This window comes from Microbacterium sp. MMO-35 (assembly GCF_037147555.1).
Lineage (GTDB): Bacteria > Actinomycetota > Actinomycetes > Actinomycetales > Microbacteriaceae > Microbacterium.
On sequence record NZ_JBBCVH010000002.1, the window covers coordinates 529,173 to 549,376 of the forward strand.

19 protein-coding genes are annotated in these 20,204 nt (G+C 71.0%); 3 read left to right on the forward strand and 16 right to left on the reverse strand.

Annotated elements, in window-relative coordinates; genetic code table 11:
• Nucleotides 1–43: 43 nt before the first annotated feature.
• On the forward strand, nt 44–517 hold the full coding sequence (locus tag WFJ01_RS05970) for a DUF1772 domain-containing protein (RefSeq protein ID WP_336628520.1): 474 nt from the start codon (nt 44–46) through the stop codon (nt 515–517).
• A gap of 23 nt (nt 518–540) precedes the next feature.
• On the opposite strand, the gene rsfS is transcribed toward WFJ01_RS05970, so the two are convergent.
• From rsfS to rplU, 9 genes are all read right to left on the reverse strand, one after another.
• A complete protein-coding gene (rsfS, locus tag WFJ01_RS05975; protein ID WP_374208766.1) occupies nt 541–927 on the reverse strand; it encodes a ribosome silencing factor in 387 nt (128 codons plus the stop codon).
• Entirely contained in the window at nt 927–2,288 is a 1,362-nt protein-coding gene (locus WFJ01_RS05980; protein ID WP_336628521.1) for a hypothetical protein, read from the reverse strand. Before WFJ01_RS05980 ends, rsfS begins: the two co-directional genes overlap by 1 nt.
• On the reverse strand, nt 2,285–2,881 hold the full coding sequence (gene nadD, locus WFJ01_RS05985) for a nicotinate-nucleotide adenylyltransferase (protein WP_251441704.1): 597 nt from the start codon (nt 2,879–2,881) through the stop codon (nt 2,285–2,287). Before nadD ends, WFJ01_RS05980 begins: the two co-directional genes overlap by 4 nt.
• Nucleotides 2,882–2,890: 9 nt before the next feature.
• Nucleotides 2,891–3,118 carry a hypothetical protein gene (locus WFJ01_RS05990; RefSeq protein ID WP_251441706.1) on the reverse strand — a complete coding sequence of 76 codons (228 nt, stop codon included), beginning with the start codon at nt 3,116–3,118 and terminating at the stop codon, nt 2,891–2,893.
• A 48-nt stretch (nt 3,119–3,166) separates the two neighbouring features.
• The gene (locus WFJ01_RS05995) at nt 3,167–4,393 is read right to left on the reverse strand and encodes a glutamate-5-semialdehyde dehydrogenase (protein WP_336628613.1); all 1,227 of its coding nucleotides are present in this window, start codon (nt 4,391–4,393) and stop codon (nt 3,167–3,169) included.
• 120 nt (nt 4,394–4,513) lie between these two features.
• Entirely contained in the window at nt 4,514–5,296 is a 783-nt protein-coding gene (proB, locus tag WFJ01_RS06000; RefSeq protein ID WP_336628522.1) for a glutamate 5-kinase, read from the reverse strand.
• The gene (gene obgE / locus WFJ01_RS06005; RefSeq protein WP_336628523.1) at nt 5,293–6,828 is read right to left on the reverse strand and encodes a GTPase ObgE; all 1,536 of its coding nucleotides are present in this window, start codon (nt 6,826–6,828) and stop codon (nt 5,293–5,295) included. Before obgE ends, proB begins: the two co-directional genes overlap by 4 nt.
• A gap of 123 nt (nt 6,829–6,951) precedes the next feature.
• Nucleotides 6,952–7,209 (reverse strand): 50S ribosomal protein L27, encoded by a 258-nt coding sequence (gene rpmA, locus WFJ01_RS06010; RefSeq protein ID WP_251441714.1) that lies wholly within the window; start codon nt 7,207–7,209, stop codon nt 6,952–6,954.
• Nucleotides 7,210–7,229: 20 nt separating this feature from the next.
• Nucleotides 7,230–7,538, reverse strand: coding sequence for a 50S ribosomal protein L21 (gene rplU / locus WFJ01_RS06015; protein WP_233309240.1), 309 nt, complete (start codon nt 7,536–7,538; stop codon nt 7,230–7,232).
• Nucleotides 7,539–7,807: 269 nt separating this feature from the next.
• On the opposite strand from rplU, the gene WFJ01_RS06020 reads away from it, so the two are divergent.
• The gene (locus WFJ01_RS06020; protein ID WP_336628524.1) at nt 7,808–8,071 is read left to right on the forward strand and encodes a DUF4031 domain-containing protein; all 264 of its coding nucleotides are present in this window, start codon (nt 7,808–7,810) and stop codon (nt 8,069–8,071) included.
• Between the two features lie 165 nt (nt 8,072–8,236).
• On the opposite strand, the gene WFJ01_RS06025 is transcribed toward WFJ01_RS06020, so the two are convergent.
• Complete coding sequence (locus WFJ01_RS06025) at nt 8,237–10,744, reverse strand: Rne/Rng family ribonuclease (protein ID WP_336628525.1); 2,508 nt, start codon at nt 10,742–10,744, stop codon at nt 8,237–8,239.
• A gap of 262 nt (nt 10,745–11,006) precedes the next feature.
• Here WFJ01_RS06025 and WFJ01_RS06030 point away from each other — a divergent pair, with 262 nt between their 5' ends.
• Entirely contained in the window at nt 11,007–11,627 is a 621-nt protein-coding gene (locus tag WFJ01_RS06030) for a vitamin K epoxide reductase family protein (RefSeq protein ID WP_336628526.1), read from the forward strand.
• A 21-nt stretch (nt 11,628–11,648) separates the two neighbouring features.
• On the opposite strand, the gene WFJ01_RS06035 is transcribed toward WFJ01_RS06030, so the two are convergent.
• The 6 genes from WFJ01_RS06035 to ileS form a co-directional block, all read right to left on the reverse strand.
• A complete protein-coding gene (locus tag WFJ01_RS06035; protein ID WP_336628527.1) occupies nt 11,649–12,989 on the reverse strand; it encodes a flavin monoamine oxidase family protein in 1,341 nt (446 codons plus the stop codon).
• Nucleotides 12,986–14,524 (reverse strand): APC family permease, encoded by a 1,539-nt coding sequence (locus WFJ01_RS06040; protein WP_292885935.1) that lies wholly within the window; start codon nt 14,522–14,524, stop codon nt 12,986–12,988. The genes WFJ01_RS06035 and WFJ01_RS06040 overlap by 4 nt, the downstream gene beginning before the upstream one ends.
• A gap of 96 nt (nt 14,525–14,620) precedes the next feature.
• Complete coding sequence (gene ndk, locus WFJ01_RS06045; protein WP_336628528.1) at nt 14,621–15,037, reverse strand: nucleoside-diphosphate kinase; 417 nt, start codon at nt 15,035–15,037, stop codon at nt 14,621–14,623.
• Between the two features lie 5 nt (nt 15,038–15,042).
• The gene (locus tag WFJ01_RS06050) at nt 15,043–15,522 is read right to left on the reverse strand and encodes a DUF4233 domain-containing protein (RefSeq protein WP_336628529.1); all 480 of its coding nucleotides are present in this window, start codon (nt 15,520–15,522) and stop codon (nt 15,043–15,045) included.
• A complete protein-coding gene (locus tag WFJ01_RS06055) occupies nt 15,510–16,865 on the reverse strand; it encodes a bifunctional folylpolyglutamate synthase/dihydrofolate synthase (RefSeq protein WP_336628530.1) in 1,356 nt (451 codons plus the stop codon). Before WFJ01_RS06055 ends, WFJ01_RS06050 begins: the two co-directional genes overlap by 13 nt.
• Nucleotides 16,862–20,197 (reverse strand): isoleucine--tRNA ligase, encoded by a 3,336-nt coding sequence (gene ileS, locus WFJ01_RS06060; RefSeq protein ID WP_336628531.1) that lies wholly within the window; start codon nt 20,195–20,197, stop codon nt 16,862–16,864. Before ileS ends, WFJ01_RS06055 begins: the two co-directional genes overlap by 4 nt.
• Between the last annotated feature and the right edge of the window lie 7 nt (nt 20,198–20,204).

A 20,204-nucleotide genomic window follows, 5' to 3' on the forward strand; every position in this document is an offset into this window, starting at 1 on the left:
ACAGTTAGCGCCGCTAACACATGCATTCCCGATCGGAGAAGCAATGTCCCTCATCATCGGCATCACCGCCGTCCTCGCCGTGCTCGGACTCGCCGGCATCTTCGGCACCGATCTGAGCGTCGCCGTCGTGCAGCGCGCCGTCTACGCGGAACTGGACGACCGCACCCTGGTGCGGATCATCGGCCGCGGCCACTACTACGGCGACCGCCGGTTCCCCGTGATCGGCATCGGCGGCACCGTCGCCACGGCGGCGACCGCGCTGCTGGCGTTCCTCGGGGGCACCCCGCTCGCCGGACCGCTCGCTGCCGCGGCGCTCATCCTGGTGATCGTGTGGCTGCTGCTGTTCGTCCGGGTCGCGAAGCCCATCAACGCCCGCTTCACCGCGGCAGCAGCGGCCGGCGAGATCCCTGAGGACGCGCGGGCCCTGCAGGCGCGTTGGGAGTCGATCATCCCGTTGCGCGCAGGGCTGCTGGCGGTCGCGATCGCCCTGCTGTGCGCGACGCTGTTCCTGCTCTGAGGCCTCCTGCCCCGAGGCGGGGCTCAGTCCTGGTCGGCGGCCACGCGCAGCGGCGCCGGCTCGGCGATGGGGACGACCGGGCAGTCCTTCCAGAGGCGCTCGAGACCGTAGTACGTGCGCTCCTCCTCGTGGAAGACGTGCACGATGAGGTCGCCGAAGTCGAGCAGCACCCAGCGGGCCTCGCTGCGGCCCTCGCGGCGCACGCGCTTGTATCCCGCCTCGATCATGCGGTCCTCGATCTCGTCGGCGATCGCGGCGACGTTGCGCTCGCTGTTACCGGTGACGAGCAGGAAGATGTCGACGAGCGGAAGGGGCTCCGACACGTTCAGCGCCAGCAGATCCTCCCCGCCCTTGGCACGGGCCGCGTCGGCGGCGATCTGCAGCATCTCTGCGGCGGAGGGTGACTGCATCATGAAGAGAACGCTCCTGTGGCGATGGCGACGATGAGTGCCCCGACCAGTGCGACGGCGAGGGCGCCGGCGGTGATGGTGAGGGCGAGCATGAGCTTGTTGCCCTTCTCGGGCTCCGGCGGTCGGATGACCTCGCCGGCGGGCTTGATGGTGCCGATGGCGGCGCTGGCCGCGATCGGAGTGGGCGACGACGACGGCGCGAGCTCGCCGTCGAGCAGGACCGCATCGATCTCCTTGCCGTCGGCGACGCCGTCGGCGTGGCCGCGCGAGCCGAGCCCCGCAGGCAGCTCGTAGCTGCCGGTGACGAGGATCTCGCCGGTCGAGGCGACCGGGCCGGAGAGCGAGGGCCCCGCAGGAGCCTGCTGGAAGATCAGGGCGTTCGGGGCCGCGTGGTGCGATCCGGTGGAATCCCCGATCAGCGTGTCGAAGGAGTCGATCCCCGGCGCGGTCGGGACCGACTGCTCCGAGAGCACCCGGGCGCCGAAGGCCGGGTTGACGGAGGATCCGGCCGGGGCGGCGGGCGCGGCCGGGGCGGGCTCGGGCGCCGCGTCGGACTCGGCGACGAGCTCCGACCACAGCGCGGACTGTCCGGGCTCCTCGACCGCATCGGACATCGGCGCGGCGGGCCGCAGGGGCGCCACGGCGGGCGCAGCGGCCGGATCCGACGACGGCGCGGCCGGAGCGGCCGCGGGAGTCGTCGGCGCGGCGGCATGCCAGGTGCGCCCGGTCTCCTCCTCGGCGCGCATGACCGCCGAGACCGACACCGGCGCGACGGCCTGCTCGGCGTCGTCGACGCCCTCCTGCTCCTCGTCGGACCCGGACGGTGCCGGTGCGGCGTCGACGGCCGGCTCGTACGACCGACGGCGGCTCGGGTAGGCCGGACGCGGGACGTCGGTGATCATCCCTTCCGCCGCGGGAGCGCTCGGCGCCGCGGGAGCCGGCGCGGCGGGCCGCTCCGGGATCGTCATCGCGGCAGCGGACGGCGCGACCGGGGCGGTCGGTGCCGGGGCGACCGGGGCGGTCGGTGCCGGGGCGACCGACGCTGCAGGGTCGTGCACCGGGACAGAGCCCGTGCGGATCCGCTCCTGCTCGCGGATCTGACGGCGGGTCAGCGGCTCCTCGGCGTCGTCCTCTGCGACGGGGTCGGGGCTCGTCTCGGGCGCTGCGACCGGAGGCACGCTCACGGCATCCTGGAGACGCGCGGCCGCGGCCTCCTCCTCCGTGACGATCGGGGTCGAGCCGGTGAGGCGGGACTCCCGCAGCTGCTTCCGGGTCAGCTGACCGCCACCCGATGACGGGTCAGCACCGTGCGTGCTGCTGTCGGCCGACTGATCAGCGGGGCGCTGATCCCATGTGCTCATGACGTGCTCCGATAAAGATGATGCTTCGCGATGTACTGAACCACCCCATCCGGTACGAGATACCAGACCGGGTCTCCCTCGCGGACGCGGGAACGGCAATCGGTCGAGGAGATCGCAAGGGCGGGGACCTCCAGCTGGCTGACGTCGCCGGGCGGCAGACCGTCCGTGCTCAGCACGTGACCGGGTCGGGATACCGCGACGAAGTGGGCCAGATCCCACAGTTCATCATGATCCCTCCAGCTGAGAATCTGCGCCACGGCGTCCGCACCGGTGATGAAGAAGAACTCGGCGTCGGGACGCTGCGCCTTCAGATCCCGGAGCGTGTCGATCGTGTACGTCGGACCGTGCCGATCGATGTCGACGCGGCTGACCGTGAACGACGGGTTCGAGGCCGTGGCGATCACCGTCATGAGGTAGCGGTGCTCGCTCGGCGTGACGCCGCTCTTCTGCCAGGGCTCCCCCGTGGGCACGAAGACCACCTCGTCGAGCCCGAAGGAGTGCGCGACCTCGCTCGCGGCCACGAGGTGCCCGTGATGGATGGGGTCGAACGTCCCGCCCATCACGCCGATCCGCGGCGCCGGAGTGGTCGTCATCGGCTCAGCTCAGTGACCGTGGCCGGCCCCGTGTCCCTCGTGACCGTGCTCCGCGGCCCAGGCGTCCGCCTTCGCGGCGTGGCGGTTGGCGACGTTGCGGTAGGAGAGCGCGACGAGCCCGAGAAGCGCGAACACGCCGCCGGCGATGAAGAAGAACGGGAGCGTCTCCAGCATCACGTTGCCGCTCTGCTCGGTGTTCTCAGCGGCGGCCTGCACGAGCTGTGCGACGAGGTTCATCGATTCTCCAGAGTGATCAGGGTGGATCTCAGCTCCTCAGTCTAGCCCTCAGCCGCGCGTCTGCCCCGCTCCGCGCGCGAGCCACTTGGTGCTGGTCAGCTCCGCGAGGCCCATCGGGCCCCTCGCGTGCAGCTTCTGCGTCGAGATGCCCACCTCGGCGCCGAAGCCGAACTCGCCGCCGTCGGTGAAACGCGTCGATGCGTTCGCCATCACCACCGCGGAATCGACCTCGGCGAGGAAGCGCTCGATCGCCAGCGCGTCGGTGCTGATGATCGACTCGGTGTGACCCGTGCTGTACCGCCGGATGTGCGCGAGCGCCTCATCGAGGTCGTCCACGACGCGCATCGAGAGGTCGAGGCTCATGTGCTCCAGCCCCCAGTCCTCCTCAGTCGCAGGGACGGCGTCCGGGACGAGACGGCGGATGTCGTCGTCGCCGTGGATGGTGACCCCCTGCGCGATGAGCGCCTCCGCGACCTCGGGCACGAGGCGTTCGGCCGCGCCGCGCAGCACGAGCACCGTCTCCACCGCATTGCAGACGCTCGGGCGCTGCGCCTTGGCGTTCACGACGATGTCCCGCGCCCAGTCCCGCGGCGCCGACTCGTCGAGCACGATGTGCACGACGCCCGCACCGGTCTCGATCACGGGCACCGTCGACTCGGTGACGACGGTCTCGATCAGCCCGGCGCTCCCCCGCGGGACGAGCACGTCGATGAGTCCGCGGCCGTGCATCATCGCGGTGGCGCCGGCCCGTCCGAAGTCGTCGACCGTCTGGATCGCCTCGGCGCTCACCCCGGCCGAGGCCAGCGCGTCGCGCATCACCTGCACGAGCACCGTGTTGCTCTCGCGGGCGGCGCTGCCTCCGCGCAGCACGGCCGCGTTGCCCGACCGCAGGGCCAGGGCGGCGATGTCGACCGTGACGTTCGGCCGCGCCTCGTAGATCGCCCCGACCACCCCGAACGGCACGCGCACCTGCTCCAGAGCGACGCCGTTGGGCATCCGATGCCCGCCGACCACGCGCCCGACCGGATCCGGCAGCGCTGCGACCTCGCGCACGGCGGCGGCCAGCGCCTGGATCCGCTTGTCGTCCAGGCGCAGCCGATCCAGCAGCCCGTCGCCGATCCCCTCCTCGGCGCCTCGCTCGAGATCCCGTGCGTTCGCGGCGATGATGTCGTCCGACGCCGCCGTGAGCGCAGCGGCGATCGCCTCGAGCGCCTTCGCCTTGCCGTCGCTGGTGAGCCGCGCGGTCTCGCGCGAGGCGTCCTTCGCCGCGCGCATGCGCGTTTCCGGGGAGTCGTGACCGGCGGAGACGTCGGCGGGCGCGGTCGTATCGGCGATCATCGTGGACATGCGGTCAGTGTACCCACGCCGCGCGCCACCCGGACGCGGGATGACGGATCAGACCGCGGGTTCGAACCAGGTGCCGATCTCGGATCCGGAGAGCGCCTCGGCGACGAGATCAGCACTGGTCACCAGCACGCCGATCCCGCTGGCCGCGGCGAGGCGTGCCGCCGAGACCTTCGTCGCGGCGCCGCCGGTGCCCACGCCGTTGACGACCGTCGCACCGAACTCCAGACCCGAGAGGTCCGCACCGGCGGCCACCACGTCGAGCGGCTCGGCGGCCGGATCGGACGGCGGCCGCGTGTACAGCGACTCGACGTCGCTGAGCAGCACGAGCGCATCGGCCCCGACGAGCTGCGCGACGAGGGCGCCGAGCCGGTCGTTGTCGCCGAAGCGGATCTCCTGCGTGGCCACGGTGTCGTTCTCGTTGACGATCGGCAGCACCCGCAGTCCGAGCAGCCGCTCCATCGCCCGTCGCGCGTTGCTGCGCGACGTGGGGTGCTCGAGGTCGCCGGTCGTCAGCAGCACCTGTCCTGCCACGATGCCGTGCGGGCGCAGCGCTTCCTGATAGCGGTAGACGAGCACGTTCTGGCCGACCGCGGCCGCCGCCTGCTGCGTCGCGAGGTCGGTGGGGCGGGCCTCCAGCTGCAGGAACGGGATGCCGGTGGCGATGGCGCCCGAGGAGACCAGCACGATCTCCGCACCGCGCGCGTGCGCAGATGCCAGCGCCTCGACCAGCAGGGGGATCCGCCAGGCGGCGTCGCCGCTGATCGACGAGGATCCGACCTTGACGACGATGCGCGCGGCTCCGGGCAGGTCCGCCCGGGTGAGTGCCGTCACCGCGCGTCCTCGCCGGACTCCTCGACGTCCTCCCCCGCGGCGGCGCGGGTCGCGAGGCGCTGCTCCTCGAGCTCGGCGCGTGCTGCGGCCTTCGCGTCCATGCGCTCGTGGTACTGCTCGCGACGCTCGCTCGTGGTGCGGCGCGTGTTCGGGTCGAAGCGGGAGTCGAGGCCGCGCGGCGACGTGATCAGCTCGGCCGCGGAGCTCAGCTGCGGCTCCCAGTCGAACACGATGCTCTCGCCCGGGCCGATGACGACGGTGGATCCGCGCACCGCACCGAGGCGGAACAGCTCGTCCTCGACGCCCAGCTTCTCCAGACGGTCGGCGAGGTAGCCCACGGCCTCCTCGTTCTGGAAGTCGGTCTGCTGCACCCAGCGCACGGGCTTCTCGCCCAGGATCCGGTAGATGTTGCCGTAGCTGCCGCCCTCGACCCGGATCTCGAAGTCGCGCTTCGCGCCCTTCGGGCGGATGACCACGCGCTCCTTGGGCGCTTCGGCGGCCGCGGCGAGCTCGGCGCGGTGGGCGTCGACGGTCTCGCCGAGCGCGAAGGTCAGCGGGCGCAGCCCCTCGTGGGCGACCGTGGAGATCTCGAACACGCGGAAGCCGCGCGCCTCGAGCTCGGGGCGCACGAAGTCGGCGAGCTCGCGCGCCTCGGGAACGTCGATCTTGTTCAGGGCGATCAGCTGGGGACGCTCGAGCAGCGGCACCTGCCCCTCGGGCACCTCGTAGGCGGCGAGCTCGGCGAGGATCACGTCGAGGTCGCTGATCGGATCGCGGCCCGGCTCGAGGGTCGCGCAGTCGAGCACGTGCAGCAGCGCGGAGCAGCGCTCCACGTGCCGGAGGAACTGGAGGCCGAGTCCGCGGCCCTCGCTCGCGCCCTCGATGAGTCCGGGGACGTCGGCGACGGTGTACCGCGAGTCCCCGGCCTGCACGACGCCGAGGTTCGGGTGCAGCGTGGTGAACGGGTAGTCAGCGATCTTGGGACGGGCCGAGGAGATGGCGGCGATCAGGCTCGACTTGCCGGCGGACGGGAAGCCGACCAGCGCGACGTCGGCGACCGTCTTGAGCTCGAGCACGACATCGCCCTCGAAGCCGGGCGTGCCGAGCAGCGCGAAGCCGGGCGCCTTGCGCTTCGGAGTCGCCAGTGCGGCGTTGCCGAGGCCCCCGTGGCCGCCCGCGGCGACGACGTACCGCTCGCCGGGCGTGACCATGTCGGCGAGGATCTGGCCGTCCGTGGTCTTCACGACGGTGCCCACCGGCACCGGGAGCTCGAGGTCCTCGCCGTCGTAGCCGGAGCGGTGGTCGCCCATGCCGAAGCCGCCGTTCTGCGACGTCCGGTGCGGCGAGTGGTGGTACGAGAGCAGGGTGCCGGTCTGCGGGTCGGCGACGAGCACGATGTCGCCGCCGTCACCGCCCTTGCCGCCGTCGGGCCCGCCCAGGGGCTTGAACTTCTCCCGGTGCACGGACACGCAGCCGTTGCCGCCCTTGCCCGCGCGCAGGTGCAGCGTCACCCTGTCGACGAACGTGACCATGCGGGGATCCTCCTGGGTTGGCGGGCGGTGGGCCCTGTTGATCGTGCCGGGAATAGGGAAACGGGGCGAGCCGAAGCCCGCCCCGTTTCCGAACGCTCAGCCGATGGCCGAGCCGTCGAAGCCTTACTCGGCAGCTGCGACGATGTTGATGACCTTGCGGCCGCCCTTCGCGCCGAACTCGACCGCACCGGCGGCGAGGGCGAACAGCGTGTCGTCGCCGCCACGGCCGACGTTCACGCCGGGGTGGAAGTGCGTGCCGCGCTGGCGGACGAGGATCTCGCCGGCGTTGACGGTCTGGCCGCCGAAGCGCTTCACGCCGAGTCGCTGTGCGTTGGAGTCACGACCGTTGCGGGTCGAGCTCGCACCCTTTTTGTGTGCCATTTCTCAGCTCCTCTTCGTGCTTACTTGATGCCGGTGATCTTGACGCGCGTGAGGTCCTGACGGTGCCCCTGGCGCTTCTTGTAGCCGGTCTTGTTCTTGAACTTCTGGATGACGATCTTCGGGCCGCGGAGGTGGCTCACGACCTCTGCCGTGACCTTGACCTTCGCGAGCTTGTCGGCGTCGGTGGTGATCTTGTCACCGTCGACGAGGAGCACCGCGGCGAGCTCGACCTTGTCGCCCTGGGCAGCCTTCAGGCGGTCGAGCTGAACGATCGTGCCGACCTCGACCTTCTCCTGGCGTCCACCGGCGCGCACTACTGCGTAAACCACTTCATACCTGTTTCGTTGGGGAGCGGGACCGCTCCGTAATCTCACGGGAAGACTGTGCGTGCATCGCGCCACAGCAGAGGGATCCGCAGTGGCGGGCGCGAGTTGCATGATCCCGCGGCGGCCGAGTGGGGCGTCCGGCGCGGTGCACCAAGGAGCTACTTTACCGGATGCGCCGTCCCCTCGCAAAGCGAGCGCGGCCGTGTCGGGATCCCGGATCCGATCCGCTCCGATTCGGCCGCGCGGCCGGCACGGCGTCCTAGGATCGCGGAATGGCGATCCTCGTGGACGATCCGATCTGGCCGGCGCACGGCCGGCTCTGGGCGCATCTGGTCAGCGACTCCGACGTCGACGAGCTGCACGCCTTCGCCGCCGCGCACGAGATCCCGCCGCGGGCCTTCGACCTCGACCACTACGACGTGCCGGAGGACGCACTTCCCCGGCTCATCGCCGGCGGTGCGGAGCACGTCGGCGGCAAGGAGCTCACCCGCCGTCTCATCGCCTCGGGGCTGCGCATACCGGCTCGCGACCGCTGATCGGCGCGCCCCTCTGCACTCCCCGAAGGATCGTCGCTCTCCGACGGTCGTCGCGACGATCGGCACATCATGTGACGATCAGCACAGGATCCCGCAGGATCCGTGTGCCGATCGTCACACTGTGTGCCGATCGCGACATGCGTCGTCCGACGACGCGTGCGGGTCTCAGGCCTGCTCGCCCCGCGGCGCCGCCTCGGTCGTGTGCACGACGGCCGTCCCCGCGGAGAGCGCCGCCGTCGTCACCCGACGACGATTGCGCCCCTGACCCGGGGCCTTGGGCTCGGGCAGCGCGTCCAGCACGGAGTCGAGCAGCTGCTCGGCCTCGGTCTTCGGGCCCTTGCCGCGGTCGGATCCGCGCTTCTTGCGCTGCTTCTTGGGCCGCTCGGCGACGGGCGCCTCGGCAGCGGCGTCGACCGGTGCCTCCGCAGAGACCGGGGCCTCTCCCGCGGGCCGGCTGGACGCGGCGATCTGGGCGAGCGCCGACTTGGCGCCCTCGGGGATGCTGTGCGTGCCGCCGTTGGCGGCGGCGGGCGCGGGCGCACCGCTCGCCGCGCCGTTGGACGGCGAACCGCCGTTCCCGCCGCCGCGCTGGCGTCGGTTCGACGTCTGCTGCGGCGCGGCCGCGCGGTGCTTGACGACGGGATCGTGATGCACGATCACGCCACGGCCCGCGCACACCTCGCAGGGCTCGCTGAAGGTCTCGAGCAGGCCGAGACCCAGCTTCTTGCGGGTCATCTGCACGAGCCCGAGCGAGGTGACCTCGGCGACCTGGTGCTTGGTGCGGTCGCGGCTCAGGCACTCCACGAGGCGGCGCAGCACGAGATCGCGGTTGGACTCGAGCACCATGTCGATGAAGTCGACGACGATGATGCCGCCGATGTCGCGCAGGCGCAGCTGGCGGACGATCTCCTCCGCGGCCTCGAGGTTGTTCTTGGTGACGGTCTCCTCGAGGTTCCCGCCCGAGCCCACGAACTTCCCGGTGTTGACGTCGACGACCGTCATGGCCTCGGTGCGGTCGATCACGAGGGATCCGCCCGACGGCAGCCAGACCTTGCGGTCCAGGGCCTTCTCGATCTGCTCGGTCACCCGGTAGGCGTCGAACGGGTCGCGCTCGTCCTCGTACGCCTCGACCCGGTCGAGCAGGTCGGGCGCGACGCTCTCGAGGTAGGAACGGATCGTGCGGCCGGCGTCGGCGCCCTGGATCCGCATCCGGGTGAAGTCCTCGTTGAAGACGTCGCGGACGATCTTGACGAGCAGGTCGGGCTCGGCGTGCAGCAGCGCGGGCGCCTGCTGGGTCTCGACCTGCTTCTGGATGTAGCTCCACTGCGCCGTGAGGCGCTGCACGTCGTTGGTCAGCTGCTCCTCGGTCGCGCCCTCGGCCGCCGTGCGCACGATCACGCCGCTGGACTCCGGGAGCACCTCCTTGAGGATCCGCTTCAGGCGCGCGCGCTCGGTGTCGGGCAGCTTGCGCGAGATGCCGTTCATGGATCCGTTCGGCACGTACACGAGGTAGCGGCCGGGCAGCGAGATCTGGCTGGTCAGGCGGGCGCCCTTGTGACCCACCGGGTCCTTGGTGACCTGCACGAGCACGCGGTCGCCGGCCTTGAGCGCGAGCTCGATGCGCCGGGGCTGGTTGCCGGTCTCGACGCCGTCCCAGTCCACCTCACCGGAGTACAGGACGGCGTTGCGGCCGCGGCCGATGTCGACGAACGCGGCCTCCATGCTGGGGAGCACGTTCTGCACGCGCCCCAGGTACACGTTGCCGATGAGCGACGCGTCCTGGTTGCGGGCGACGTAGTGCTCGACGAGGACGTTGTCCTCGAGCACCGCGATCTGGGTGCGCCCGTTCTTCGAGCGCACGATCATCTCGCGGTCGACCGCCTCGCGACGGGCGAGGAACTCGGCCTCGGTGACCACGGGGCGGCGGCGACCGGCGTCGCGGCCGTCGCGGCGGCGCTGCTTCTTGGCCTCGAGCCGCGTGGATCCCTTGATCGCCTTCGGCTCGGTGATGTACTCGACGACGCGCTGGCGCTGGCGCGGCTGCTCGGCGTCGCCGCCGCGCCCGCGGGTGCGGCGGCCGTCCTCGGCGTCACGGCCGGTGTCGCGCGTGCGCGCCGGAAGCGGGACGAACGCGGGGGCGTGGAAATGCAGCTGCGTCGAGACGCGCGAGACGAAGATCTCCGGCAGCAGTCCCAGGCTCACGGCGGTGGCCGCCACGGGCTCCGCCTCGGGAGCGGACTCGGCTGCGGTCTCCGCGGCCGGCTCGCTCTCCGGGGCCGCCTCGGCCTCAGATTCCGCGGGGACCTCGGCCTCGACGACGGGCTCGGCCGACTCACGCTCGGCAGCGACGGGCTCGGGCTCGACGGCGCGCGCCGGCTGGGCCTCGGCCGCGGGCTCGGGCTCGACGGCGGGCGCCGGCTCGGCCTCGGCCGTGGGCTCGGCCTCGACGGCGGGCTCGATCTCAGCCGCGGGATCGCCGATGCTCTCGTCCTCGGCGGATGCCGCAGCGTCCTCGACGGGCGCATCGGGAGTGTCGACGGGCGCCTCCGGGGCGTCCTGGACCTCGGCGGGTGCCGTGTCCTCGACCGCCGGGGGCTCCGCGGAACCCGGCGCTACCGGCAGCAGCGCATCGATGTCGAGGGTAGGGGCGTTGTCATTGTTCTCGTCGGCCATCTCTGGCGTACTCCCTGCACGACGGGCGAGCCGTCGTGAATTCTCTCGTGCGATGCGCTCGGCACCGCGAACTCAATCGGTCTGCGATCGGCGTGTGCTCTGATCGCTGGGGGCCGGAGCCCCCGAAGTCTGTATCCGTCGTCCGTCGTCATGGCGGTTCGACCCCTCCATTATCGCACCATCGGGGCAGGATGCCCGCCTCGACGCGTTCCGATGCGCGCAGATGGATCCCGCGCAGAAGCGCGACTGCGATAATCGCGGCATGTCTGCACAGCGCAACCTCGCGGGAACCAGGCCCGTCGGCTACGCCATCTGGCTCATCGTGGCGAGCGTCGTCGGGTGGTGGGCGGCCTTCCAGCTCACACTCGACAAGTTCGCCACCCTGGAGAACCCGACCGCGGATCTCAGCTGCAACGTCAGCGTGTTCGTGCAGTGCGGCAAGAACCTGGACTCCTGGCAGGGCTCGGTGTTCGGCTTCCCGAACCCGCTGATCGGCCTCACCGGCTGGATGGCGCCGCTCGTCGTCGGCGTGGCGATCCTCGCCGGTGCGCGCTTCCCGCGCTGGTTCTGGGCGCTCTTCGGCCTCGGGATCACCGGCGCGTTCGTCTTCATCGCCTGGCTGATCTGGCAGAGCTTCTTCGACCTGCACACGCTGTGCCCCTGGTGCGGGCTGACCTACCTCGTCGTCATCCCCACGTTCCTGGCGACCGTGCAACAGCTGTTCGCGAACGGGACGTTCCCCGTGGGCAAGGGCGCCCAGCAGGCGGCGCGCCGCCTCGGCGCGTGGGTGCCGCTCGCGTCGATCCTGGGGTTCGCGATCGTGGTGATGCTCGCCCAGATCGCCGGCGTCGACCTGATCGGCGAGATCGTGCGGATGTTCTGAGGCGGATCCGGGACGCCGGCCTCAGTCCGTCGCCCAGAGCGTCTCGATGCCGATCGCCGCGCCGAGGATGCGCTCCGCCGCGCGGTGGCCGGAGAGCAGGGCGGCGGTGACGGTGGCCGGATCGTCCGTCCAGGTCGCTTCGCCCGCGATGTGGAGCCGGTCGCCGACCGGGGTGGCGAGATCGTCGTGGTCGGACGTCGTCGATCCGAGGGCCATGTAGGCGTAGGCCCCGCGCGAGAAGGGATCGTCCTGCCAGGCCGTGCGGTGCACCTGAGCCGGCGGGACCGCACGATCGCCGTAGAGGCGTCGCAGCTGCGCCATCACCGACTCGACGACCCGGTCGTCGTCCCAGGTCCGTGTGGCATGGGCCGCGCGCCCCGCCGCGAAGGTCAGCAGGGTCGGCTCGCCGTGCAGGGCGGTGAGGTCGTACCAGGAGTGCCACCAGTCCCCCGCGGAGCCCTGCTGCCGGATGGCGTAGACGTCGTCCTCCCAGAACCGCACCGGGAACCGGAGGAACACCTTCTCGAACGCGTTCATGCGGAGCCGGCTCAGGGCGTCCCGGTTGACCGCGGGCAGGGGCGGCGTGAACCTCACGGTCCCGCTGCGGAGCACGCCCACCGGCAGCGTGACGACGGCCTCCTGTGCGAGGAAGTCGCCCCGCTCGGTCGTGACGCGGACGCCGTCCGACCAGTCGATCCCGGTGGCCACCTGGTTCAGACGGACGTCGAGCCCCTCTGCCAGCCGCATCGGGAGCACGTCGTACCCGTCGGGGAACACGACCTCGTCGCCGTCGATCGCGTCGTCGTCGAGGCCGTGCGCTGCGAGCTCGCCGATGACCGCGCCGTACTGCTCCTCTGAGCGATGGGCGAGGTACTCGCGGACCCGCTTCGTGCGCTCCGGATCCCACCCCTGCTTCTCAAGCACCGCCTCGGTGACATCGCGGTAGGACGCGTCCGGCGCCGAGCCCGCGATCTCCTCCGCCAGAAGGTCGTCCACCCGGTGGATGTCTGCGACGAACGCGGCGGCGGCCTCGTCCGGCAAGCGGCGCCCGTCCGGCCCGTAGTACGCGATCGGCCGGCTGTCGGCCTGGTAGCCGCCGACAGTGAACTCGTGCATGCGCATGCCGAAGGCCGTCGCTGCCGCGGCGACGGCGCTGCCGTCGATCCCGTGGATCCAGGATGCGCCGAGATCGGTGGGCGACCCGGTGCGATCCGTGTGCACCCGCCCGCCGACGCGATCGCGTGCCTCGAGGACGATGACCTTCCTGCCGGACCGGACGAGCAGCCGGGCCGCCGTCAGGCCCGCCACTCCGGCCCCGACCACCACGACATCGCAGCGCTCCGTCACGACGACCTCGCTCACATTCCGCCGTCGATGGAGCGCGGGAAGTCGGCGGGCTCCTCGGGCACCATGACCTCGGTCTCGCGGTTCAGGCTCTCCCCGCGGAAGAACCTCTTGGACCGCGGGAAGAGGTACCAGAGGAACATCAGCACCAGTCCGATCCCGAGAGAGCCGATGCCCACGACGAACGTCCCGCCGATGCCCCAGATCACGGTGTTGCCGTAGTCGGGCTGCCACATGTCCATCGCCGACTGCACGAACGCCGCCGCGAGCATGATGCCGCCCAGGAGCGGGAAGAGACCCTTGAAGAAGAAGTCCCGGGCGGAGCGGGTGAGCTCCGCGCGGAAGTACCACACGCACGCGAATCCGGTGATGGCGTAGTAGAAGGCGATGGCGAGGCCGAGCGACAGGATCGAGTCCTGCAGGATGTTGTCGCTGATCAGGGTCATCCCCACGTAGTACGCGATCGCCACCACGCCCATGACGAGGGTCGAGAACGACGGGGTCTTGTACACGGGGTGCACGTCCTTGAACCGGGCCGGCAGCGCGCGGTACACGCCCATCGCGAGCGTGCCCCGCGCGGTCGGCAGGATCGTCGTCTGCGTCGAGGAGATCGCGGAGATGACGACGGCGACGACGAGCACCCATCCGAACGGACCCAGCAGCCCGTCCTTGATCGCGAGGAAGAAGTCGTCGGCGTTGGCCTCGTTCCCCAGGCCCGTCCCCTCGGTCCCGAGGCCCGCGTACATCATCGCCGCGATGGTCACCGACACGTAGGTGACGAGCAGGATGACCGTGGTCAGCAGCGCCGCGCGACCGGGGATCCGCTTCGGATCCTTCGTCTCCTCGTTCAGTGCGAGACAGGTGTCCCAGCCCCAGTAGATGAAGAGCGCGAGCAGGATCGCCTGGGTGAACCCGGACCAGGAGGTGAACGCGAACGGGTTCAGCCACTCCCAGGAGAACGGCGTCGCCCCGGGTGCGGTTCCCGTGGCGAACTGCCATACGGCCGCGACGAGGAAGACGGCGAGGGCCAGGTACTGGATGCCCAGGAGCACGTTCTGGACGCGCTCGCCGATCTCGACGCCGCGCCAGCTCACCCACGTCATCGCGGCGATGAAGAGCACGGCGACGAGGATGACCCGCAGGTCGTTGTTGGTCACGTCCTGGCCGAGCAGGGACCAGAAGTAGACGGACGCGATCTGGGCGAGGTTCGCGAGCACCACCATGCCGGCGACCGCGACGCCCCATCCGCCCATCCACCCGACGACGGGCCCGAACGCCTTGGTCCCCCACGTGAAGGTCGTGCCGCAGTCGGGCACGGCGTTGTTCAGCTCGCGATAGGCGAACGCGATCAGCAGCATCGGCACGAAGGCGAGGACGAACGCGATCGGAGCCTGAGCCCCGACGGCGATCACCACCCACCCCAGTGACGCGACCAGCGAGTACACCGGTGCGGTGGACGCGAGCCCGATGACCGTCGACCCCCACAGCCCCAGCGTCCCCGCTGCCAGTCCCTTGCCCTCGGGGTTGCCCAGATGGATCGGCGTCGTCGACATGCAAGCGACAGTAGGGGCATTGCGCCCGAGCGCACAACTCCACGCAGAAGGCCCCGTGCTCCCTCGGGAGCACGGGGCCTCGTGGCGCGCTTCGGATCAGCCGAACCAGATGCCGAGCTCGCGCGCGGCGGACTCGGGCGAGTCCGAGCCGTGCACGAGGTTCTGCTGCACCTTCAGCCCCCAGTCGCGGCCGAAGTCGCCGCGGATCGTGCCGGGCGCGGCCGTGGTCGGGTCGGTGGTGCCGGCCAGCGAGCGGAAGCCCTCGATGACGCGGTTGCCCGCCAGGCGGATCGCCACGGACGGGCCCGAGAGCATGAACTCGAGCAGCGGCTCGTAGAACGGCTTGCCCTCGTGCTCGGCGTAGTGCGCGGCGAGGAGGTCGCGGTCGGGTTCGACGAGACGGATGTCGACCAGCGCATAGCCCTTGGCCTCGATGCGGGCGAGGATCGCGCCGGTGAGGCCGCGTGCGACTCCGTCGGGCTTGACCAGGACGAGGGTCTCTTCGGTGGGCATGTCAGTCACTCTCTGTCGTTTCCAGCGGGGTCGGTGGAGCTGTGCGCGGCGGGGTCTGCCGGACGGGTCGCGGAGCCTGCCGCGCGAGCGGCGCGATCCGCGCGTCCGCCGACGATCATCGCATAGGCCCACATGCCGCCGAAGACGATCACGACCAGCAGGATCGCGGGCACCAGGATGGCGGACAGCAGGACGATGACCTGCAGGATCCATCCCATCACGATTCCCGCCCTGCTGCCCATGAGACCTGCCGCGACGAGCATGGCGACACCCACGACGGCGCCTCCGACGATGCCCCACCACGGCTCGATGTCGGGCCCCAGCGCCTTCAGGCCGAAGATCGTGAGGCCGGCGAGGCCGACCACGATCGCTTCGAAGGCGAGGATGATCGACCCGAGCTTCTGGGCGAGGCCCCGCGGCGGACGGGCCCGGCGAGGCTTCACCGCGGCGGATCCGGGGGTGGTCTCGTCGGTCACGCGCGCCATCCGCTCTTCCAGTCCTCATCCGCCGCCAGCGAGATCGCCTCGCCCGCGAGCACGACGGATCCGGCGATGATCACCGCGCGGCGCTCGGCGGATGCGGCCCATTCGCGTGCCGCGTCCGCGGCGTCGGCCAGGGTCGGGTGCACCGTGGCCCGGCCGCCGGCGCGCTCCACGAGATCCGCGATCGCGTCGGGATCGCTCGCGCGATCGGAGTCGGGGGCGGTCGCGAACACGTGCTCGACCGACGGCAGCAGCGTCTCGACGATGCCGGCCGCGTCCTTGTCGCCGAGCACACCGAGCACGAGGCCCCACTCGTCGAAGTCGAAGCTGTCCTTCAGGGCAGCGGCGAGGGCGCGCGCGCCGTGCGGGTTGTGGGCCGCGTCCACGACCACGGTCGGAGCGATCCCGAGCAGCTGCAGGCGGCCCGGCGAGGTCGCGCCCTGAAGTCCCTCGGCGAGGACGTCGCCCACGATCGCGTGCTGCGCACCGCCGATGAGCGACTCGACGGCGGCGATCGCGAGCGCGGCATTGAAGCCCTGGTGCTCGCCGTACAGCGGCAGGTACTCCTCGGAGTACTGCCCGGCAAGACCCCGTACGGTGATCTGCTGGCCGCCGACGGCGAGCCGCTGCTCGACGAGGGCGAAGTCCTGGCCTTCGAACGCGATGCTCGCCCCGCGTTCCGCCGCGACCCGGCGCAGCACGGCTTCGGCCTCGGGCGTCTGCCGCGAGGAGACCACGGCGGCGCCGTCCTTGATGATCCCGGCCTTCACCTCCGCGATCTTCGCGATCGTGTCGCCCAGGCGATCGGCGTGGTCGAGGTCGATCGGGGTGAACACCGCGACGTCGCCGTCCGCCGTGTTCGTGGAGTCCCAGGATCCGCCCATCCCGACCTCGAGCACGAGGACGTCGATGGGGGCGTCGGCGCAGGCCACGAAGGCCAGCACGGTGAGCAGCTCGAAGAAGGTGAGCGGCGCATCGCCCGCAGCCTCGAGTTCGGCGTCCACGATCCCGACGAAGGGCTCCACCTCCTCCCAGGCGTCGGCCACGGCGGCGTCGGCGATCGGCTCGCCGTCGACCATGATCCGCTCGGTGAAGCGCTCCAGATGCGGGCTCGTGAACAGGCCGGTGCGCAGCCCGTGCGCCCGCAGCAGGCTCTCGATCATCCGTGCGGTCGAGGTCTTGCCGTTCGTGCCGGTGAGGTGCACGACCCGGTACGTCTTCTGCGGGTCGTCCATGAGCTCGAGGAGGCGGGCCGTGCGCTCCTTGCGGGGCTGGACCCACCGCTCCCCCGCGCGCTCCAGCAGCGCGGAGTACACGGCGTCGGCGCGCTCACGGTCATCGGTCATGATGCATCTCCGATCCGGCTCACGGCGACGGCGAAGGCGCCGCGGTTCGCGTAGGTGCCCTTCTCGATGTCCGCCACGAACTCGGCCGTGGCGAACTCGGCCCCCGCGTCGAGCACGTCCGCCTCGACCGCGAGCGTCTCCTCGGCCACCGCGGCCACGGCGAACGCCGAGCGGACTGCCGCGGCGTCGTCCGCGTCGGCGAAGCGCAGCTGCAGGCGGATGCGGTCGCTCACATCGAAGCCGGCGTTCTTGCGGGTGTCCTGCACGGCGCGGATCACGTCGCGCGCGAGGCCCTCCGCCTCCAGCTCGGGCGTGGTCGCGGTGTCGAGCAGCACGAACCCGCCGGTGGGGACGACGGCGAGCGCCTCCCCTTCCGGGCGTCCCGTGGTCTCCAGGGCGAGCTCGTACTCGTGCGGCTCCAGGGCGATGCCGTCGGCCGTCACCACCCCGTCCTCCTCAGTCCAGAAGCCGTCCTTCGCGGCGCGGATCACGCGCTGCACGTCCTTGCCGAGCCGCGGTCCGGCTGCGCGGGCGTTGACGCTGAGGCGGTGGCTGATGCCGTACTCCGCCGCCGTGCCCTCGCCCTGGGCGACGAGCTCGACCGCCTTGACGTTGAGCTCGTCGCGGAGGATCTCCTCGAAGGGCGCGAGCGTCGCCGCGTTCGGGGCCACGACGGTGAACCGGGCCAGGGGCAGGCGCACCCGCAGCTTCTCCTTCTTGCGCAGCGCGTTGCCGACGCTGGACAGCTCGCGCACGGCGTCCATCGCATCGCGCACGTCGTCGGCGTGCGGGAACAGCTCGGCATCGGGCCAGTCGGTCAGGTGCACGCTGCGCCCGCCGGTGAGGCCCTGCCACACACGCTCGCCGATGAGCGGCACGAGCGGGGCCGCGACGCGGGTCAGCGTCTCGAGCACGGTGTAGAGCGTGTCGAAGGCCTCGGTCGTCGCGGGGTCGGACGGATCGACGCCCACCCAGAACCGGTCGCGGGAGCGCCGAATGTACCAGTTCGTGAGCACCTCGGCGAAGTCGCGCAGGCGCGACGCCGCAGTGGTCGAGTCGAGCCCCTCCAGGTCCTCCTGCACGCCGCGGACGAGGTCGCCCGTGCGCGCCAGGATGTACCGGTCCAGCACGTCGGTCGAGTCCGTGCGCCAGCGCGCCTCGTAGCCGGAGCCGTCGGGCCCGGCGGCGGCGTTCGCGTAGGTGGCGAAGAAGTACCACGAGTTCCACAGCGGCAGGATGAACTCGCGCACGCCGGCCCGGATCCCCTCCTCCGTCACGGACAGGTTGCCGCCGCGCAGCACCGAGCTCGACATGAGGAACCAGCGCATCGCGTCGGATCCGTCGCGGTCGAAGACCTCGGAGACGTCCGGGTAGTTGCGCAGCGACTTCGACATCTTGTAGCCGTCGGATCCGAGCACGATGCCGTGGCAGCTCACGCCGGTGAACGCGGGGCGGTCGAAGAGCGCGGTCGACAGCACGTGCATGAGGTAGAACCAGCCGCGGGTCTGCCCGATGTACTCGACGATGAAGTCGGCCGGCGAGTGCGAGTCGAACCACTCCTGGTTCTCGAAGGGATAGTGCACCTGCGCGAACGGCATGGATCCGGAGTCGAACCACACGTCGAAGACGTCCTCGATGCGGCGCATCGTGCTCTTGCCGGTGGGGTCGTCGGGGTTCGGGCGGGTGAGCTCGTCGATGAACGGGCGGTGCAGATCCACCTCGCCCTCGGCGTTGCGCGGCAGACGGCCGAAGTCGCGCTCCAGCTCGGCGAGGGATCCGTAGGCGTCGACGCGCGGGTGCTCCGGGTCGTCGCTCTTCCAGATCGGGATCGGGGATCCCCAGTACCGGTTGCGGCTGATCGACCAGTCGCGCGCGCCCTCGAGCCACTTGCCGAACTGGCCGTGCTTGACGTTCTCCGGCACCCAGGTGATCTGCTCGTTGTTCGCGAGCATGTCGTCCTTGAAGTCCGTGACGCGCACGAACCAGCTGGAGACCGCCTTGTAGATGAGGGGGTTCCGGCAGCGCCAGCAGTGCGGGTACGAGTGCAGGTAGCTCTGCAGGCGCAGCAGACGGCCGTTCCCGCGCAGCAGGCGCACGAGCGGCGTGTTCGCGTCCATCCAGAGCTCGCCCGCGACGTCCGTCACGTTCGGCAGGAAGCGCCCGCCCTCGTCGAGCGACAGGATCGTGGGGATCCCCGCGGCGCCGGCGACGCGCTGGTCATCCTCACCATAGGCGGGGGCCTGGTGCACGATGCCCGTGCCGTCGCTGGTCGTGACGTAGTCGTCGACGAGGACCTGCCAGGCGTTCTCGGTGCCCCAGGTCTCGGCATCGGCGTAGTAGTCGAAGAGGCGGTCGTACGTCACGCCGCCGAGCTCGGCCCCGGTAACCGTCGCGGAGACCGCGGCGAGCGCGTCCTCCGCGCTGTCGTAGCCGAGGTCCTTCGCGTAGCCGCCGAGCAGGTCCCGCGCGAGCAGGAAGCGGTCGCCCTGGGCGCCCTCGGACGCGCCGTTCGGCCCGACCGGCAGCACGGCGTAGACGATCTCGGGCCCCACGGCGAGCGCGAGGTTGGTCGGCAGGGTCCAGGGGGTCGTGGTCCAGGCCAGCGCCCGGACGCCCTCGAGGCCCAGGGCCGCCGCCTTCTCCCCGGAGAGCGGGAAGCTCACCGTGACCGAGGGATCCTGACGCTCCTTGTAGACGTCGTCGTCCATGCGCAGCTCGTGCGCGCTCAGCGGCGTCTCATCGCGCCAGCAGTACGGGAGCACACGGTACCCCTCGTAGGCGAGGCCCTTGTCGTGCAGGGTCTTGAAGGCCCAGAGCACGCTCTCCATGTAGCTCAGGTCGAGCGTCTTGTAGCCGCGCTCGAAGTCGACCCAGCGCGCCTGGCGGGTGACGTAGTCCTGCCACTCGTGCGTGTAGGCGAGCACGGACTCGCGCGCCTTCGCGTTGAAGACGTCGATCCCCATCTGCTCGATCTCGTCCTTCTCGGTGATCCCGAGCTGCTTCATCGCCTCGAGCTCGGCGGGAAGGCCGTGCGTGTCCCACCCGAACACACGGTCGACCTTCTTGCCGAGCATGGTCTGGAAGCGCGGGAACAGGTCCTTCGCGTAGCCCGTGAGCAGGTGGCCGTAGTGCGGCAGGCCGTTGGCGAACGGCGGGCCGTCGTAGAAGACCCACTCCTCGGCGCCCTCGCGCTGCGCGATCGACGCACGGAAGGTGTCGTCGGCCTCCCAGAACGCGAGCACCTCGCGCTCGATCTCGGGAAAGCGCGGGCTCGGCGTGACGGCGGCCGGACCGAAGGAGGATCTGGTGGGAGAGGTGCGCGGGTAGGTCATCGTGTCT

Coding starts and splice junctions, on each gene's coding strand:
- nadD (WP_251441704.1), bottom strand. CDS start 2,881: ATGACGACCACTCCGGCGCCGCGGATCGGCGTGATGGGCGGGACGTTC.
- ileS (WP_336628531.1), bottom strand. CDS start 20,197: ATGACCTACCCGCGCACCTCTCCCACCAGATCCTCCTTCGGTCCGGCC.
- WFJ01_RS05995 (WP_336628613.1), bottom strand. CDS start 4,393: ATGCGCGCGGCGAAGGACGCCTCGCGCGAGACCGCGCGGCTCACCAGC.
- WFJ01_RS05970 (WP_336628520.1), top strand. CDS start 44: ATGTCCCTCATCATCGGCATCACCGCCGTCCTCGCCGTGCTCGGACTC.
- rsfS (WP_374208766.1), bottom strand. CDS start 927: ATGCAGTCACCCTCCGCCGCAGAGATGCTGCAGATCGCCGCCGACGCG.
- WFJ01_RS06020 (WP_336628524.1), top strand. CDS start 7,808: ATGGCGATCCTCGTGGACGATCCGATCTGGCCGGCGCACGGCCGGCTC.
- WFJ01_RS06050 (WP_336628529.1), bottom strand. CDS start 15,522: ATGGCGCGCGTGACCGACGAGACCACCCCCGGATCCGCCGCGGTGAAG.
- WFJ01_RS06040 (WP_292885935.1), bottom strand. CDS start 14,524: ATGTCGACGACGCCGATCCATCTGGGCAACCCCGAGGGCAAGGGACTG.
- WFJ01_RS05990 (WP_251441706.1), bottom strand. CDS start 3,118: ATGAACCTCGTCGCACAGCTCGTGCAGGCCGCCGCTGAGAACACCGAG.
- WFJ01_RS06030 (WP_336628526.1), top strand. CDS start 11,007: ATGTCTGCACAGCGCAACCTCGCGGGAACCAGGCCCGTCGGCTACGCC.
- WFJ01_RS05980 (WP_336628521.1), bottom strand. CDS start 2,288: ATGAGCACATGGGATCAGCGCCCCGCTGATCAGTCGGCCGACAGCAGC.
- WFJ01_RS06025 (WP_336628525.1), bottom strand. CDS start 10,744: ATGGCCGACGAGAACAATGACAACGCCCCTACCCTCGACATCGATGCG.
- WFJ01_RS06055 (WP_336628530.1), bottom strand. CDS start 16,865: ATGACCGATGACCGTGAGCGCGCCGACGCCGTGTACTCCGCGCTGCTG.
- rpmA (WP_251441714.1), bottom strand. CDS start 7,209: ATGGCACACAAAAAGGGTGCGAGCTCGACCCGCAACGGTCGTGACTCC.
- ndk (WP_336628528.1), bottom strand. CDS start 15,037: ATGCCCACCGAAGAGACCCTCGTCCTGGTCAAGCCCGACGGAGTCGCA.
- obgE (WP_336628523.1), bottom strand. CDS start 6,828: ATGGTCACGTTCGTCGACAGGGTGACGCTGCACCTGCGCGCGGGCAAG.